General features: G+C 62.7%; 13 protein-coding genes. 10 read left to right on the top strand and 3 right to left on the bottom strand.

All coding sequences use genetic code 11. The features are described 5' to 3' along the window. Window positions 1-9 precede the first annotated feature (9 nt). The 8 genes from PYR65_RS16340 to nadA all read left to right on the top strand — a co-directional run bounded on the left by PYR65_RS16340 (window position 10) and on the right by nadA (window position 11,094). Window positions 10-2,331 (top strand): Tex family protein, encoded by a 2,322-nt coding sequence (locus tag PYR65_RS16340; protein ID WP_276118727.1) that lies wholly within the window; start codon window positions 10-12, stop codon window positions 2,329-2,331. A gap of 94 nt (window positions 2,332-2,425) precedes the next feature. Then, a complete protein-coding gene (recO, locus tag PYR65_RS16335; protein ID WP_276121081.1) occupies window positions 2,426-3,190 on the top strand; it encodes a DNA repair protein RecO in 765 nt (254 codons plus the stop codon). Beyond that, complete coding sequence (locus PYR65_RS16330; RefSeq protein ID WP_060641389.1) at window positions 3,187-3,696, top strand: PaaI family thioesterase; 510 nt, start codon at window positions 3,187-3,189, stop codon at window positions 3,694-3,696. Before recO ends, PYR65_RS16330 begins: the two co-directional genes overlap by 4 nt. Window positions 3,697-3,878: 182 nt before the next feature. After that, window positions 3,879-6,749, top strand: coding sequence for a DUF2339 domain-containing protein (locus PYR65_RS16325; protein ID WP_276118726.1), 2,871 nt, complete (start codon window positions 3,879-3,881; stop codon window positions 6,747-6,749). Between the two features lie 39 nt (window positions 6,750-6,788). Further along, window positions 6,789-7,445 (top strand): HD domain-containing protein, encoded by a 657-nt coding sequence (locus PYR65_RS16320; protein WP_276118725.1) that lies wholly within the window; start codon window positions 6,789-6,791, stop codon window positions 7,443-7,445. A gap of 81 nt (window positions 7,446-7,526) precedes the next feature. Then, window positions 7,527-8,372 (top strand): MOSC domain-containing protein, encoded by an 846-nt coding sequence (locus PYR65_RS16315; RefSeq protein WP_276118724.1) that lies wholly within the window; start codon window positions 7,527-7,529, stop codon window positions 8,370-8,372. A gap of 228 nt (window positions 8,373-8,600) precedes the next feature. Further along, window positions 8,601-9,845, top strand: coding sequence for an MFS transporter (locus tag PYR65_RS16310; protein ID WP_276118723.1), 1,245 nt, complete (start codon window positions 8,601-8,603; stop codon window positions 9,843-9,845). Window positions 9,846-10,014: 169 nt separating this feature from the next. Continuing rightward, window positions 10,015-11,094 carry a quinolinate synthase NadA gene (gene nadA / locus PYR65_RS16305; protein WP_060641384.1) on the top strand — a complete coding sequence of 360 codons (1,080 nt, stop codon included), beginning with the start codon at window positions 10,015-10,017 and terminating at the stop codon, window positions 11,092-11,094. Here the strand turns inward: nadA and PYR65_RS16300 are convergent. Further along, a complete protein-coding gene (locus tag PYR65_RS16300) occupies window positions 11,078-12,031 on the bottom strand; it encodes a hypothetical protein (RefSeq protein ID WP_276118722.1) in 954 nt (317 codons plus the stop codon). The genes nadA and PYR65_RS16300 overlap by 17 nt on opposite strands. On the opposite strand from PYR65_RS16300, the gene PYR65_RS16295 reads away from it, so the two are divergent. After that, window positions 12,030-13,628 carry an L-aspartate oxidase gene (locus tag PYR65_RS16295; protein WP_276118721.1) on the top strand — a complete coding sequence of 533 codons (1,599 nt, stop codon included), beginning with the start codon at window positions 12,030-12,032 and terminating at the stop codon, window positions 13,626-13,628. The two genes, PYR65_RS16300 and PYR65_RS16295, sit on opposite strands and share 2 nt — an antisense overlap. 165 nt (window positions 13,629-13,793) lie before the next feature. Next, window positions 13,794-14,702: a carboxylating nicotinate-nucleotide diphosphorylase gene (gene nadC, locus PYR65_RS16290; RefSeq protein ID WP_276118720.1), complete on the top strand. Its 909-nt coding sequence runs from the start codon at window positions 13,794-13,796 to the stop codon at window positions 14,700-14,702. Between the two features lie 10 nt (window positions 14,703-14,712). Here the strand turns inward: nadC and PYR65_RS16285 are convergent, their stop codons facing one another. Together PYR65_RS16285 and PYR65_RS16280 are read right to left on the bottom strand one after the other, a co-directional pair. Continuing rightward, a complete protein-coding gene (locus PYR65_RS16285; protein ID WP_060641380.1) occupies window positions 14,713-14,925 on the bottom strand; it encodes a DUF6434 domain-containing protein in 213 nt (70 codons plus the stop codon). 10 nt (window positions 14,926-14,935) lie between these two features. Beyond that, window positions 14,936-15,166: a hypothetical protein gene (locus PYR65_RS16280; protein ID WP_276118719.1), complete on the bottom strand. Its 231-nt coding sequence runs from the start codon at window positions 15,164-15,166 to the stop codon at window positions 14,936-14,938. Window positions 15,167-15,301 lie beyond the last annotated feature (135 nt).

Below are 15,301 nucleotides of genomic sequence, written 5' to 3'. Positions count from 1 at the left end.
CGGAATGCCATGTCCCTGCCATCAAAATCCATCGCTGTCCTCATCGCCCAGGAAATCAAGGCGACGCCCGCCCAGGCGATCGCAGCCATCGAGCTTCTGGACGAGGGTGCGACCGTTCCCTTCATCGCCCGCTACCGCAAGGAAGTGACCGGCGGATTGGACGATACGCAGCTGCGCAATCTCGCCGAACGGCTGGTCTATCTGCGTGAACTCGAGGCGCGCCGGACCTCGATCCTCGATTCGATCCGCAGCCAGGACAAGCTGACGGCGGAGCTGGAAGCCAAGATCGCCGGGGTGACGACCAAGGCGGAACTGGAAGACATCTATCTGCCCTATAAGCCCAAGCGCCGCACCAAGGCCGAGATTGCCCGCGAACGTGGCTTGGGTCCGCTTGCCGAAGCCATCCTGGCCGACCGCGCGATTGCACCCGCAGACCGCGCCGGCGCCTATATCACCGCCGACGTGCCGGATGTAAAAACAGCGCTCGACGGCGCCCGTGACATCATTGCCGAAGGTATCAGCGAAAATGCCGATCTGCTCGGCCGGCTGCGCGCCCATATGCGCCAGGTGGCGCAGATCCGCTCCAAGGTTGTCGAGGGCAAGCAGGAGGCCGGCGCCAAGTTTTCGGATTATTTCGATCATTCGGAAAAATGGGCGACGGTGGCCGGGCACCGCGCGCTGGCCATGCTGCGCGGCTGGAACGAGGAATTCCTCTCCGTCGATATCGTTGTCGATCTCGACGATACGTCCCCGGTCAAGCCCGTCGAGCGTACCATCGCCGCCGTCTACAAGGTCGGCGGCACGCTGCCTGGCGATACGTGGCTGATGGACATGATCGGCTGGACCTGGCGCGTCAAGCTCTCTCTATCGCTGTCGCTCGACCTGATGCGCGAATTGCGCGAGCGGGCCGAAGAGGAGGCGATCCACGTCTTTGCCCGCAATTTGAAGGACCTGCTGCTTGCAGCCCCCGCCGGATCGCGCGCCACGATGGGCCTTGATCCGGGCATCCGCACCGGCGTCAAGGTGGCCGTCGTCGATGGTACCGGCAAGCTGCTGGAAACCACGACCGTCTATCCTTTCCCGCCCAAGAACGACATTCGCGGCACGCAGGCCGAACTGGCAAGCCTGATCCGCAAGCACAAGGTCGAACTGATCGCCATCGGCAACGGCACCGGCAGCCGCGAGACCGAACGCCTGGTCGCCGATATGCTGACGCAACTGCCGGCCGGCCCCAAGCCAACCAAGGTTATCGTTTCGGAAGCGGGCGCATCGGTCTATTCCGCATCGCAGGCCGCTGCCGATGAATTTCCAGGCCTTGACGTCTCCCTGCGCGGTGCCGTCTCGATTGCCCGCCGCCTGCAGGATCCGCTCGCCGAACTGGTGAAGATCGAGCCGAAATCGATCGGCGTCGGCCAGTATCAGCATGACGTCGATCAGGGCCGTCTCAACCGCTCGCTCGAAGCCGTCGTCGAAGATGCGGTGAATGCGGTGGGCGTCGATCTGAATACGGCGTCCGCCCCGCTGCTGGCCCGCGTCTCCGGTCTCGGCAAGTCCTCGGCCGAAGCCATCGTCGCCCATCGCGATGCGACCGGCGCCTTCACCAGCCGCAAGGAACTGATGAAAGTGCCGCGTCTCGGCGCCCGCACATTCGAACAATGCGCCGGCTTTCTGCGCATCCGCGATGGCAAGGAGCCGCTTGATGCGTCCTCGGTCCATCCGGAAGCCTATGGCGTGGCCAAGAAGATCGTTGCCGCCTGCGGCCGCGATCTGCGCGCCATCATGGGCGATAATGCCGCGCTGAAGAGCCTCGATCCGAAAACCTTCGTCGATGAGCGCTTCGGCCTGCCGACCGTCAAGGACATTTTTGCCGAACTCGAAAAGCCCGGCCGCGATCCGCGCCCGTCCTTCAAGACGGCCACCTTTGCCGATGGCGTCGATGACATCAAGGATCTGAAGCCGGGCATGCTGCTCGAAGGCACCGTCACCAACGTTGCCGCCTTCGGCGCCTTCGTCGATATCGGCGTGCATCAGGACGGGCTGGTGCATGTCTCGCAACTCGCCGACCGTTTCGTCAAGGACCCGCATGAGGTGGTGAAAGCCGGCGATGTCGTGCAGGTGCGCGTCACCGAGGTCGATATCCCCCGCAAGCGCATCGCGCTCACCATGCGCAAGGAAGGTGCCGCAGAGTCAGGCGGGCGCGAGATGAAGAACGATCCGAAGGCGGCCGCACAGGCGCGCCAGACCTTGTCCCGGGTTCAGCAGCAGAAGCCGCAGGCCCCGTCGCAAGGTGCGTTTGGCGCGGCACTCGCCGAGGCCATGAAGCGGAAATAGGAATTTGATCATCGGGACGTCCGGTTGCGGAACCTCCGGCAACCGGATTTCGTCCGGATTGTCTTCGCCTGCCGCCAGGGGTAAAACTGAAGACATGCAATGGAGCGATCAGGCCATCATCATCGGCGTCAAGCGTCACGGGGAAACCTCCGTCGTCGCCGAGGTGATGACGCGTGCGCGCGGCCGCCATCTCGGGCTGGTGCGCGGTGGCCGGTCGCGGACGATGCAGCCGGTGCTGCAGCCCGGCAACGAGGTCGAGGTCACCTGGCGCGCACGGCTTGACGAGCATCTCGGCGAATTCAAAATGGAGCCGGTCCGGCTCCGCGCCGCCCGGCTGATGGAAGCGGCAACCTCGGTCTATGGCGTCCAGGCCATGGGCGCGCTCCTGCGGCTTTTGCCCGAGCGCGATCCGCATCCGCATCTTTATGAAGCGCTCGATGTCATCCTGGAAAACCTGCACGATCCGAGCGACGCGGGCGAACTGTTCGTCCGCTTCGAGATCGCCGTCCTCAACGATCTCGGCTTCGGGCTGGACCTTGCCGAATGTGCCGCAACCGGCACGCGCGAGGACCTGATCTATGTCTCGCCGAAATCCGGCCGTGCCGTCAGCCGCACTGCCGGCGCGCCCTACGCCGGCAAGATGCTGGCGCTGCCGGGTTTTCTGGCCGATGGCGGTGCCGCCGATTATGACAGCCTGGCCGCCGCCTTCCGCATGACGGCCTTCTTTCTCCACCGCCATGTCTACGAGCCGCGCGGCCTTGGCCTTTCAGCCGCCCGCGATGGTTTCGTCCAGGCCGCACTCAAGGCCTTGAAGCCGCAAGGCGCCACGCTCCCGCCATCAGGAATTCCGACCGCATGAGCATCGAACTCTACCCCGGAATGACCGTGTCCGGCATCGGCACGGTGCCGCTTGACATTGTGGCGCGCGATGGCGGGCTGAAGGCGATGCGCGATCTTCTGGCGGGCGTGCACCCGGCACCGCCGATGGCCGCGACCCTCAAGTTCGGATTGACCGAGGTCGAGGAGGGCAGGGTTGTCTTTACAGGCCTGCCATCCGCCGAGCATCTCAATCCGCTCGGCACCGTGCATGGCGGCTGGGCGGCGACGATCATGGACTCAGCACTCGGCTGCGCCGTGATGACGACGCTGAAGCCGGGCGAGGCCTATACGACGGTCGAGTTCAAGGTCAATCTCGTGCGCCCGCTGCTGCCCGGAATGGGGGAGGTTTACTGCGAAGGCAAGATTGTCCATCGCGGCCGCACGCTCGCCACCTCGGAAGCCCGGCTGACGGACAGGAATGGCAAGCTTCTGGCGCATGGCACGGAAACCTGCGCCATTTTCCCGATCGAAAACCTGATGCGATAGGCTCTGACCGGTCCAGCCGGCCGGGTGCGGTTGCAGTCTCTTAAAGATTTATCCGAAAATGATCAAAATTTGGCAATTATCCCGTGAAGAGATTGCCGGGCTCAGCCGTCTCCGATTTGGCCTTTGGTTGAAAAGCTGTATGGTCGGGAGCATTGCGCCGGTTCCGGTGCCAGGGAGAAAACATGCTCGAAGTCATTGCTTTCGTTGCTTTTGGTCTAGCGCTCGCAGCGCTTCTCAACGGACGCAAGATTGCCGAAAGGCTGGATGGCGAGATCGCCGCGCTGAAGGAACAGGTGGCGCAGCTTGAGGCAGTCCGTCCGGTTGCCCCCGCCGCTTATGCGGCCCCGGCCGCCGATGCGAATGTTGAAGCCGCCGCTCAGCCGCAGGTGCCGCAGGATGTGGCAGAGCCGCTGGAGGCAACACGGTCGCAAACCCGGCAGATGTCTGAAATCAGCAAGGGCGATGCCATTTTCGGCGGACCGCCACCCAGCCAGGACGCCGTCGAAAAGGCATCGCGTGGCGAACCCGTCAGCGCCCGTGCGCGTGCAGCAACCGCCATCGATGCGGTCGTGCCCCGCCAGAAGGAAAGCCTCGAAAGCCGCCTTGGCGCCCGCTGGGCCGTCTGGGTCGGCGGTATCGCGCTGGCGCTCGGCGGCGTTTTCATGGTCAAATATTCCATCGACGCCGGATTGCTGAGCCCCGCCGTGCGCCTGTCCATGGCAGCCGTGTTCGGTCTGGTGCTGATGGCGATCGGCGAGTTCGTGCGCCGCCGCGCGGTGCCGCTGGTCGCAGATGCGTTCCAGAACGCGATGATCCCCGGTATTTTGACGGCTGCAGGCGCGGTGACGTTGTTCGGCGTCTGCTACGCCGCCCATGGTGTTTATGGTTTCATCGGGCCGGTGACGGCTTTCGTGCTGCTGGCCCTCGTATCGCTTGCCACCGTTGGTCTGTCGCTTTTGCATGGGCAGGCGCTGGCCGGTCTCGGACTGCTCGCCTCGCTGATCACCCCGGCGCTGGTCTCGTCCGAAAGCCCCAGCCCCTGGAGCCTGTTCGGATTTCTCGCCGTCGCCTGGACTGCCACTCTGCTCGCCGCCCGCATCCGCCGCTGGACCGTCGTGCCGTCGATGGCCAATATCGGCCTGAGCCTCTGGGCGCTCGCCTATATCGCCTCGTCGACACCGTTTGAAACCCGGCCGGTGACCCTGATCATGCTGGTGATGATCGCCGGTATCGCCTTCATCTGGCCCGGCCATGTCGCTGACGGCGCAGAAAACGAGCCTGAGGAGACCGGTCAGCCGCCTGCGAAAACGCGTTTCTCCTTTGAGCGCATCATGACGCCGCCTTTTGCCGCCGTCACGGTCACCGCCGGAATTTCCGCGCTGCTGACGGCGCTGGCGATGATCAGCCCGCTTGCCACCGCCTCCGGTTATCCCGTCGTGGCGTTCAGCCTTGTCGTGACCGCTCTTGCAGCCCTTGGCGCATCGCGCGGTTATGCCGTCTATCCCGCCATCCTGTCGGCCGTGGTTGCCATTGTCGGTGTCTGGAGCATGACGGCGCTGAGCGGCCTGTTGACCTATATCGACCCGACCATCCCCGGTCATATCGTGACCTTCGCGATTTCCGGCCACACCGCGATGCTGGCCGCGATGGCACTCTCCTGCGTCTTCGTGGCGCTCGGCGCTTTCGCCATTCAGCGGCATGGAAACGGACGGCCGCCGCTGGCAACGATCTGGGCCGCGATTGCGGCCATCGTGCCGATCGCGCTCACCGGCATGTCGCTGCTGATGACCGGCAACCTGACATTCGATCTGCCGCATGGCCTGTTTGCGCTGGCGGTTGGCCTTACCCTTCTCGGCCTCGCCGAGTGGTTTTCGCGCAAGAAGGCGGAGGGCGAGGGCCTCGATCTGCCGCAGGCATTCCTGGTCGCCGGTTCTCTCGGCCTCATCGTCATTGCGCTGCATGCGTTGACGGACGGTCTTGCGACCACGATCCTGATCGCACTCGTGGGCGCCGCCTATGTTGCGGCAACACGGGTGCGCGTTTGGCCGGCATTGCCCTGGATGATGGTGGGTGCCGCCGTCATCGTCCTTGCCCGCATCGCCTGGGAGCCGACCATCGTCGGCGCGCTCAATCTTGGCCGCACCCCGGTTTTCAACGCACTTCTCGCCGGCTACGGCATTCCGGCGCTGCTGCTTGTGCTCAGCGCCTTTGAGCTCCGGCGCTGGCCGGATCTGCGCGTGCGCAACCTGTTGCAGGCGCTGGCCAGCCTGTTCGTGCTGCTGACGGTCGCCATCCTCGTGCGCCATGCCATGAACGGCGGCGTGCTCGACAGTTCCGTGCCGACGCTTGGGGAACAGTCGATCTACACGCTGCTTGCCATAGGCGGTTCCGCCATCCTGATGACGCTCGACCGCAAGTCGCCAAGCCCGGTCTTCCGCTACGGCAGCATGGCCATCGGCGTCCTGTCGATCCTGTCGATCCTGGGCGCCCATCTGATCGGCCTCAATCCCTATTTCAGCGGCGAACTGCTCGGTTCCATACCGTTCTTCGATCTGTTGCTGATCGGCTATCTGCTGCCCGGATTGGGCTATGCCGGTCTTGCCTGGTATGCAAACGGCAAGCGGCCCGTGCCCTATGTGACGGTTCTGGCCGTTGCCGCCGCCGTGCTCGTCTTTGCCTGGGCGACGCTCTCGGTGCGGCGTTTCTGGCAGGGCCAGAACATTGCCGACTGGAAGGGGTTTCTGGCGGGCGAGACCTATACCTATTCCGTCGTCTGGCTGCTGCTCGGCGTCCTGCTCCTGGTTCTGGGCTCCCGCTTCAATGCCAAGAGCATCCGCATCGCCTCGGCGGTCCTGGTCTTCGTGGCGGTGCTGAAGGTGTTCCTGATCGACATGGCCAATCTCGAAGGCTTCCTGCGCGCCCTGTCCTTCATCGGCCTTGGCGCTGTGCTGATCGGCATCGGGCTGTTCTACCAGAAGATCCTGTCGGGCAAGGCCACATCGCAACAGGATACGCCGGTGGACATCGAGGCGCAGTCTGGCCAGACTGGCTGACGCCATCAAGGGAAACGGGTCTTTCTGCATGGATTTGACATGAGCCAAACTGCCTTGCTTTCCGCCGCTTTCGCGCCTTACCAGGTCCTTGCGGAACAGTTGCTGCCTCATGCCTTCTCCGGCAATGACGGCTCGCATGATGCCGCCCATCTCATCCGGGTCTGGAAGAATGCACTGCGCATCCATGGCTCCGAGGGCGGCGACCTGCGGCTGATCGCGGCCGCCGTCCTGCTGCATGATTGCGTCGCGGTGGAAAAGAATGCGCCGGATCGCGAGAGGGCGTCGCGGCTGGCGGCGGAAAAGGCTTTCGAGGTGCTGGATGCGCTGGGCTGGCGCACCATGGAAATCTCAGCCGTCGCGCATGCGATCATCACCCACAGCTTTTCCGCCAATATTCCGCCGGAAACTCTGGAGGCGAAAATCCTGCAGGATGCCGACCGGCTGGATGCGATCGGCATGATCGGCGCTGCCCGTTGCTTTTATATTGCCGGGCGGATGGGAAGCGGGCTCTATGATCCGCTGGACCCGCTGGCGGAAAACCGCCCTCTGGACGACAAGGCCTTTGCGATCGACCATTTCGAAACCAAACTGTTCAAGCTGACGGACGGTTTCCAGACGGCAGCAGGCCGCGCGCTGGCAAGGCAGCGGCAGGAAAGACTGCGCACGGTGCTTTCCATGATGCTCGAAGAAATCTAGCCGGAACAATGCGTTGTCCGGCTTGCCGGAATCAATCTGCGATACGCTTGAATCACACTATAAACGCCTGGGAGTGACGATATGAAGGTGACCGGTCTCAACATCCATCCGCTGAAAAGCGGCCGCGCCATCGCCCAGACCTCGGTTTCGGTCCAAAAAGACGGACTGGCCGGAGACCGGCGCTTCATGCTGGTTGATCCCGATGGAAAATTTATCACGCAACGCGAATTGCAGCTTTTGGCGCAGGTCGAGGCCAAGCCGATGACCGGCGGCGTGCATCTGACCCTGGGCACGCGCACGGCAAACGTCATATTTGATCCCGCAAGACGGCTTGATGTCCGCGTCTGGGATAGCGAGGTCAATGCCGCCGTGTCTGAAGACAGCGTCAACGAAACGCTGTCCGGCTGGTTCGGCCGCGCAGTCAAGCTCGTGCATATGGACGAGCGGGCGAAACGCCTGGTGGGCGAGGAATGGGCAGGCGAGGCAGCACCCGTCGGCTTTGCCGACGGCTTTCCGGTCTTGATCACCACCACCGCGTCGCTCGCCGATCTCAATGTCACGCTGGTCGCAAAGGGGCAGGAGCCGGTCGGCATGGACCGCTTCCGCACCAATATCCTCATCGACAATGACGCGCCCTGGGAAGAAGACGTCTGGGAAAGCGTCGAGATCGGCGGCATCACCTTCGATCTCGTCAAGCCCTGCGCCCGCTGCATCATGACGACGCAGGACCAGGTGACCGGCGAGCGCATCGGCGGCAATCCGATCCAGGGGCTCGCTGAAAAGCGCATGTCGGCCGACCGCCGCGTGCCTGGCGTCCTGTTCGGCTGGAATGCCGTGCCACGCACCGTGGGCACCATCCATCTCGGCGACGGAATGCGGATCGTCACGGAGCGCAGCGACCGGTGGCCGATGAAGATCAGGGCGTAGTCCGATCCGCCAGGTGGCGTCCGACCGCGTGTCTCGTCTGCCGGTATTCACTGCCGTTTCACGACGTTGACGATGCGCTGACAACAGCACTGCCGCACCCGTTTCCTCACGCGCCACTGAGCCCTGCCGGTCATCCATCAATCCGGCTGATCGCAAGGTCATTTTATTTCGCTTTTTTAACGGTGTGCTGCGGCGTAGATTGCAACTCCCATCCTATGGAGTCGCTGAATGTCCGCCGTTTCCACCGCGTCCACAACCCGGACGCCCACCGCCAATCCAGGTCTGCCCTGGCTGATCATCATTGCCGGCTCCCTCATCGCTGTTCTGACATTCGGGCCGCGTTCGGCCATGGGTTTCTTCCAGCTGCCGATGCTTGCCGATACCGGCTGGGACCGCACCACATTCGGTCTCGCCATGGCCTTCCAGAATCTCGCCTGGGGCGTCAGCCAGCCCTTCTTCGGGGCGATTGCCGATAAATACGGCTCCTGGCGGGTGCTGGCCTTTTCCGGCCTCGTCTATGCCGCAGGCCTGATCATCATGGCTTATGCCGATGCGCCGATCTGGCTGCATATCGGCGGCGGCGTCATGGTCGGGCTGGGCGTCGGTTCCGGCTCCTTCGGCATTCTCCTCTCGGCCTTTGCCCGCAACGTCACGCCGCAGCAACGCTCCATGGCCTTCGGCATCTGCACGGCCGCCGGGTCTGCCGGCATGTTCCTGTTTGCGCCTTTGAGCCAGGGGCTGATTTCAGCCTTCGGCTGGTCGGACAGCCTGATCTACATGAGCGCGCTGATGCTGCTCGTGCCGCTGTTTGCCATCCCGCTGCGCGGCAATTCATCCTCCGGCACGCAGAAGGAAGCGCAGTACAAGCAGTCGATCGGCGAGGCGCTGAAGGAAGCGCTGGGTCACAAGAGCTACCTGCTGCTGATCACCGGCTTCTTCGTCTGCGGCTATCAGGTGGCCTTCATCACCGCGCATTTCCCGGCCTATATCGGCGATATCGGCATCGATGCGCGCTATGCGGTGATTGCGCTGGCGCTCATCGGTTTCTTCAATATCATCGGGTCGCTGGCCGCCGGTTTTATCGGTCAGCGCTATTCCAAGCCCCAGTTCCTGGCATGGATCTATATCGGCCGCTCGATCGTCGTCTCCGCCTTCCTGCTTTTGCCGCAGTCGCCGGCATCGGTCATCATCTTTGCCGCCGTCATGGGGCTGCTCTGGCTATCGACGGTGCCGCCGACCAACGGTCTCGTCGCCATCATGTTCGGCACGCGCCATCTCGGCCTGCTCGGCGGCATCGTGTTTCTGTCGCACCAGGTCGGCTCGTTCCTCGGCGTCTGGATGGGCGGCTATCTCTATGATCATTTCGGCTCCTACGATCCGGTCTGGTGGTTCGGCGTGGTGCTCGGCATTTTCGCCGCCATCGTCCATTGGCCGATCCAGGAAAAGCCGGTCGCCCGCCCGGCCATCGCTTGAACGCACGAATTGTGCACTCCCGCAGAAATAGCGGGAGGGCATTCTTGAAAACCGTCACAAAACCTTTTAAATCTGATGCACCGGCGATGCCGGTTTTGTTTTGATCCTATTATGCTCATTTTGAGCAAAATAGGTCTGCCGCCGGAGGGGCGGCAAGAGGAGCAGGACGATGACCATTGCACAGAGCACGGTGAGCCTTGAAGCGTCGGGTGCGGTCAGAACCGCCGCCGAACGTTTCGGCATCCTGGAGCGGCCGGACCTGACATTCACGCCGGAGATCGCCCGCGAGACGGCCCATCTCTACGAGCGCGTCAAGCAGTTCGTGCCCGCCTTCGAATGGCCCGTCTATGCGCCCTATGTCCATGCCATCAACCGGCTGAAGAAGGAGCGCGGCGCCGTTATCCTCGCCCATAACTATCAGACGCCGGATATTTTCCACTGCGTTGCCGATATTGTCGGCGACAGCCTGCAGCTCGCCCGCGACGCCACCAAGGTCGATGCCGAGATCATCATCCAGTGCGGCGTGCATTTCATGGCCGAGACCTCCAAGCTGCTCAATCCTGAAAAGACCGTGCTGATCCCGGATGGCAGGGCCGGATGCTCGTTGTCGGAATCGATCACCGGCGCGGATGTGCGCCTGTTGAAGCAGCGCTATCCCGGCGTGCCGGTCGTCACCTACGTCAACACCTCGGCCGATGTGAAGGCCGAGACCGATATCTGCTGCACCTCGTCCAATGTGCTCGCCGTGGTCGAAAGCCTGGAGAGCGACACGGTCCTGTGCATCCCCGACGAATACCTGGCCATGAACGTCGCCAAGCAGACCAACAAGAAGATCCTCACCTGGAAGGGCCATTGCGAAGTGCACGAGCGCTTCACAGCGGCCGAACTGCTCGCTTACAAGGAAGCCGATCCCACCATCGAGATCATCGGCCATCCGGAATGTCACCCGGACGTGATCGCCGTCTGCGATTTCGCCGGATCGACGGCCGGCATGATCAATTATGTCAAGGACAAGCGCCCGCCACGCGTGCTGCTCGTCACCGAATGCTCGATGGCCTCCAACATCCAGGCCGAGATTACCGGCGTCGATTTCATCAAGCCCTGCAATCTCTGTCCGCACATGAAGCGCATCACGCTGCCGAAGATCCTCGACAGCCTGCTGTTCATGACGGAGGAAGTCCTGGTCGATCCGGCAATTGCCGGCCGCGCAAGGCTGGCTGTCGAGCGCATGATCAATTTGAAGAGTTGAACGAACGATAGGCGTTTGCTATCTTATGAGCAGCTTTAATGAAGTCCTGGAGGTCTATCGTGTCGGGTCCGCTACCGCCGTTGCTCTGAACCGGCAGGCTGCTTTTGGGCGCCTGCTGCAACAGCCTCATTTTGATATCGACGAACGCTTTGCGGCTGGTGTCGAGGGCCGTCATTTCTGCAAGAATATGATCGAAAACGTGGTCTGGATGGGGCTCCCACCAGTCCCGGTTCAAATCCTTGAGCACTTTTATTCCCAGATAATCGACGAGCTGCGACGTTTCCCTGTAGCTCGCCAGAGCGCGCAGCTTGCGCGGCTTGTCAAATTCGGCGAGGCTGGAGGACAGCACCACCGCCGTGGAACCCTGAAGCTTGCTGTAGAGAATATATGTGCGGATCAGCCGTGCCTGGTTCGGATGCATGCGGTGGATGAATTTCATCATCTCCTCGCTCTCGGAATCGTCCGAAGAGGGAACGGAAAACTTAAAGTCGTCCGGGCCATCGATGATCTGCTGAACCATGATGTCGAAGGCATCGTCGCTGTGGCTGTTCTTGAAGTCATGGCCGCGGATGACGACGTCGTTCTTGAAAAGAGCCGTGGCGTTGCGGAACAGTTTCCTGTCTTCGCGGCGCGCAAGGATTGCCGTCAGAATCACCTTGCCGAAATAACCCAACGCGCCGATCGAGCCCGAAAGCAGGGCGACAACGATGGCTGCAAGGAACGTATCTCCTTCCGCGCCCGCCAGCCAGGCAAAGACGGCGCTGTATCCGCTGAGCGCGGGGTCGGCCGGTGGCTGCATGCTCAACCTTCGCATGTGTTGTTGGTAACGGAAAAAATCTACCATTGCTTGTATGATTTGCAAGCGCCCCTGAAGCCGCGCAGAAGGCGCGATCCCTGCCGTCCTCACAGGTCTGGCAGGAGCGGAGACAGCACCCATGCTCACTGATCATTTCCGCCCGCAGTCCTTCAACGGCATTGACGATATCGTTATCGTCGGCGGTGGCCTGGCCGGGCTCTTTTGCGCGCTGAAACTCAGCCCGCGTCCCGTCACCGTGCTGGCGGCCGCGCCGATTGGCCATGGTGCCTCGTCGGCCTGGGCGCAAGGCGGCATTGCGGCTGCCATGGGGCTTGGCGATACCGTCGACAAGCATGTTGCCGATACGCTGATTGCCGGTGCGGGGATCGTCGATGAAAAGATGACGCGGATGATGGTGGCCGAAGGCCCGGCCCGTATCCATGACCTGCTCGGCTATGGCGTGCCATTCGATCGCGACCTTGAGGGTCAGCTTCTCCTGTCGCGCGAGGCCGCCCATTCCGAGCGCCGCATCGTCCGCGTCAAGGGCGACATGGCCGGCAAGGCGATCATGGAAGCCCTGATCGCGGCCGTGCGCAACACGCCCTCGATCCGCGTGCTGGAAGGCTATGTCGTCGAGGAACTGGTGCGCCAGGGCCGGTTCATTTCAGGCGTCATCGCCCGCCCCGATGCGGGCCAGTCGAAGAAGCGCGTGTCGTTTCCGGCCCGCGCCGTCGTGCTCTGCTCGGGCGGCGTCGGCCATCTGTTTTCCGTCACCACCAATCCGACCGAGGCCTGCGGCCAAGGCGTCGGCATGGCCGCGCGCGCCGGTGCCATCATCGCCGATCCGGAATTCATCCAGTTCCATCCGACGGCGATCAATATCGGCCGCGATCCCGCACCTTTGGCAACCGAAGCGTTGCGCGGCGACGGAGCGCACCTCATCAACGCGGCAGGCAAGCGCTTCATGCTGGATATCCATCCGGACGGCGAGCTGGCACCGCGCGACATCGTTTCGCGCGGCGTCTTTGCCGAAGTTCAGGCCGGGCGCGGCGCATTTCTCGATTGCACCAAGGCGGTCGGCGCCCATTTTCCGCAGGCATTCCCGACCGTCTACGCCTCCTGCATGTCGGCCGGCATCGATCCCGTCACGCAGCCGATCCCGGTGGTTCCGGCAGTGCATTACCATATGGGCGGCGTGCTCACCGATGCGGAAGGCCGAACCTCGATCGATGGCCTCTGGGCCGCAGGCGAGGTGACCTCCACCGGCGTCCACGGGGCCAACCGGCTCGCCTCCAATTCTCTGCTTGAGGCGGTGGTCTTTGCCGCCCGCATTGCCGAAAACATCAAGGGCATGCTGCCGGAGCCGAAGATCACCGGCTGGGGCGACAATGCCGGTGAAAACGACGATCCGGTTACGCTGGAAGACAGCCCGCCGCTGACGGCGCTGCGCCATGTCATGAGCGATCATGTCGGCGTGATCCGCAGCCGCGAGACGCTGGTCAAGGCCATCCGGGCGATTGCCAATCTGGAACGCCAGAACACCCGGCTGCGCTTCAGCAATATCGTCACGACAGCCAAGCTGATCGCCACCGGCGCTTACCTGCGCACCGAAAGCCGGGGCGGTCACTACCGCTCCGATTGCCCCGACGCGCGCCCGGAATGGAAGCACCGGACCTTCCTGACCCTCGCAGACGCGGACCGCGTTGTGGCGGAGGTGACAGAAATGGAAAGCACGTAGAATTCCCCTTCTCCCCATCGGGGAGAAGGTGCCCGAAGGGCGGATGAGGGGGCCAAACACGCGAAATGTGCCGTGCCGCCCCTCATCGCCTCGCATCCGCTCGGCACTTCTCCCCACTTAGGAGAAGAGGAACGCCGCCCAGTTCGAAACCGGAAATATTGAGCCATGACCCCAACCGCCCTTCGCCCCGAACTGCCCGCCCTGATGATCGAGGACCAGGTCCGCGCTGCGCTTCTGGAAGATCTCGGCCGCGCCGGTGATATCACCACCTATGCGACGATCGCGCCGGACAGGACCGCAACTGCCGCAATGAACGCCCGTGAAGATGGCGTGGTCGCCGGCATGGAGCTTGCCCGATCTGCCTTTCGCCTGATCGATCCGGCGATCGGCTTCGAGGCCTTCGTGACGGACGGCGACCGGATCGGGCCCGGCACGGCGCTGGCACGCATCTCCGGAAAGGCCCGTGGCCTCCTGTCGGCCGAGCGTGTGGCGCTGAATTTCCTCATGCATCTCTGCGGCGTCGCCACCTATACCGCGAAATTCGCAGACGAAATCGCCCATACCCGTGCCAAAGTCTGCTGCACGCGGAAAACCCTTCCAGGGCTCAGGGCATTGGAGAAATATGCGGTCCGTCTGGGCGGCGGCTCCAACCATCGGTATGGCCTGGATGACGCGATCCTGATCAAGGACAATCATATCGCCGTCTGCGGCGGCGTCGCCTCCGCCGTCCATGCCGCGCGCGCCTATTGCGGCCATTTGGTCAAGATCGAGGTCGAGGTCGATGGGCTCGACCAGATGCGCCAGGCCCTGACGGCCAGTCCCGATGTCATCCTGCTCGACAATGTGGGGCCGGACCTGCTCAGCCAGGCCGTTGCCCTCAATGCCGCCCATTGGCAGCTCTCAGCCGAGGCCTATGCCGCCGATCCGCGCCGGACCAGGCTGGAGGCCTCCGGCAATGTCAATATCCAGACCATCCGCGCCATTGCCGAAACCGGCGTCGATTACATCTCGACCTCGAAGATCACCATGGCCGCCCCGACGCTGGATATCGGGCTGGACGTGGTCATCGGCTAGGTAAGACGCGTCACCCGGCGTGACGGCGTGTCCATTCGTCGGCGACGTCGCCCATCGTCTTTTCCGTGCCGTCCTTGATAAAGGCCATGAAGGCGCGGTCGAACACAAATCCCGCGCCGCATTCTGCAGTCAGAAAACGGCGGACATTTTGCGTGTTGCGATAGGCCGGTGTCACCGGCGTATCGCGGCTGATTGCATCGGCATGCCAATCGAAAGCCGTCATCGCTGATCTCCTACCGCTGCAAGATGAAAGGGCAGACCACATGTGCGCCGATGGTCAGCGTCTTGCCGCAATCGTAACGGCAGGTTTTGAATTGGCCATTCACGTCATCGCTGGTGAGATTACACTCTGAGATCACCGGTTGGCCGGAAGCCCCGTTGCCATCGAAATAATTCGGGATGGCCGGCTTGTCCTCAGGTGCCGTCAAAAGCGTACCCGCAAGGAGAAGAGCGATCATCGTCATGGGTGCCTCCTTTATCGCACAGCGCTTGTGAATTGCCGTTCTGGAACCTTTACCTATAGGACAGTGTTGGCGCAAATAAGCCGGGTTTTAAACGGTTGGATTTGAAGAAGGATTGTTCGTGCCGGCAGATTTCTG

Source organism: Pararhizobium qamdonense (genome assembly GCF_029277445.1).
GTDB lineage: Bacteria > Pseudomonadota > Alphaproteobacteria > Rhizobiales > Rhizobiaceae > Pararhizobium > Pararhizobium qamdonense.
This window is presented reverse-complemented; position numbering and strand designations above follow the sequence as displayed.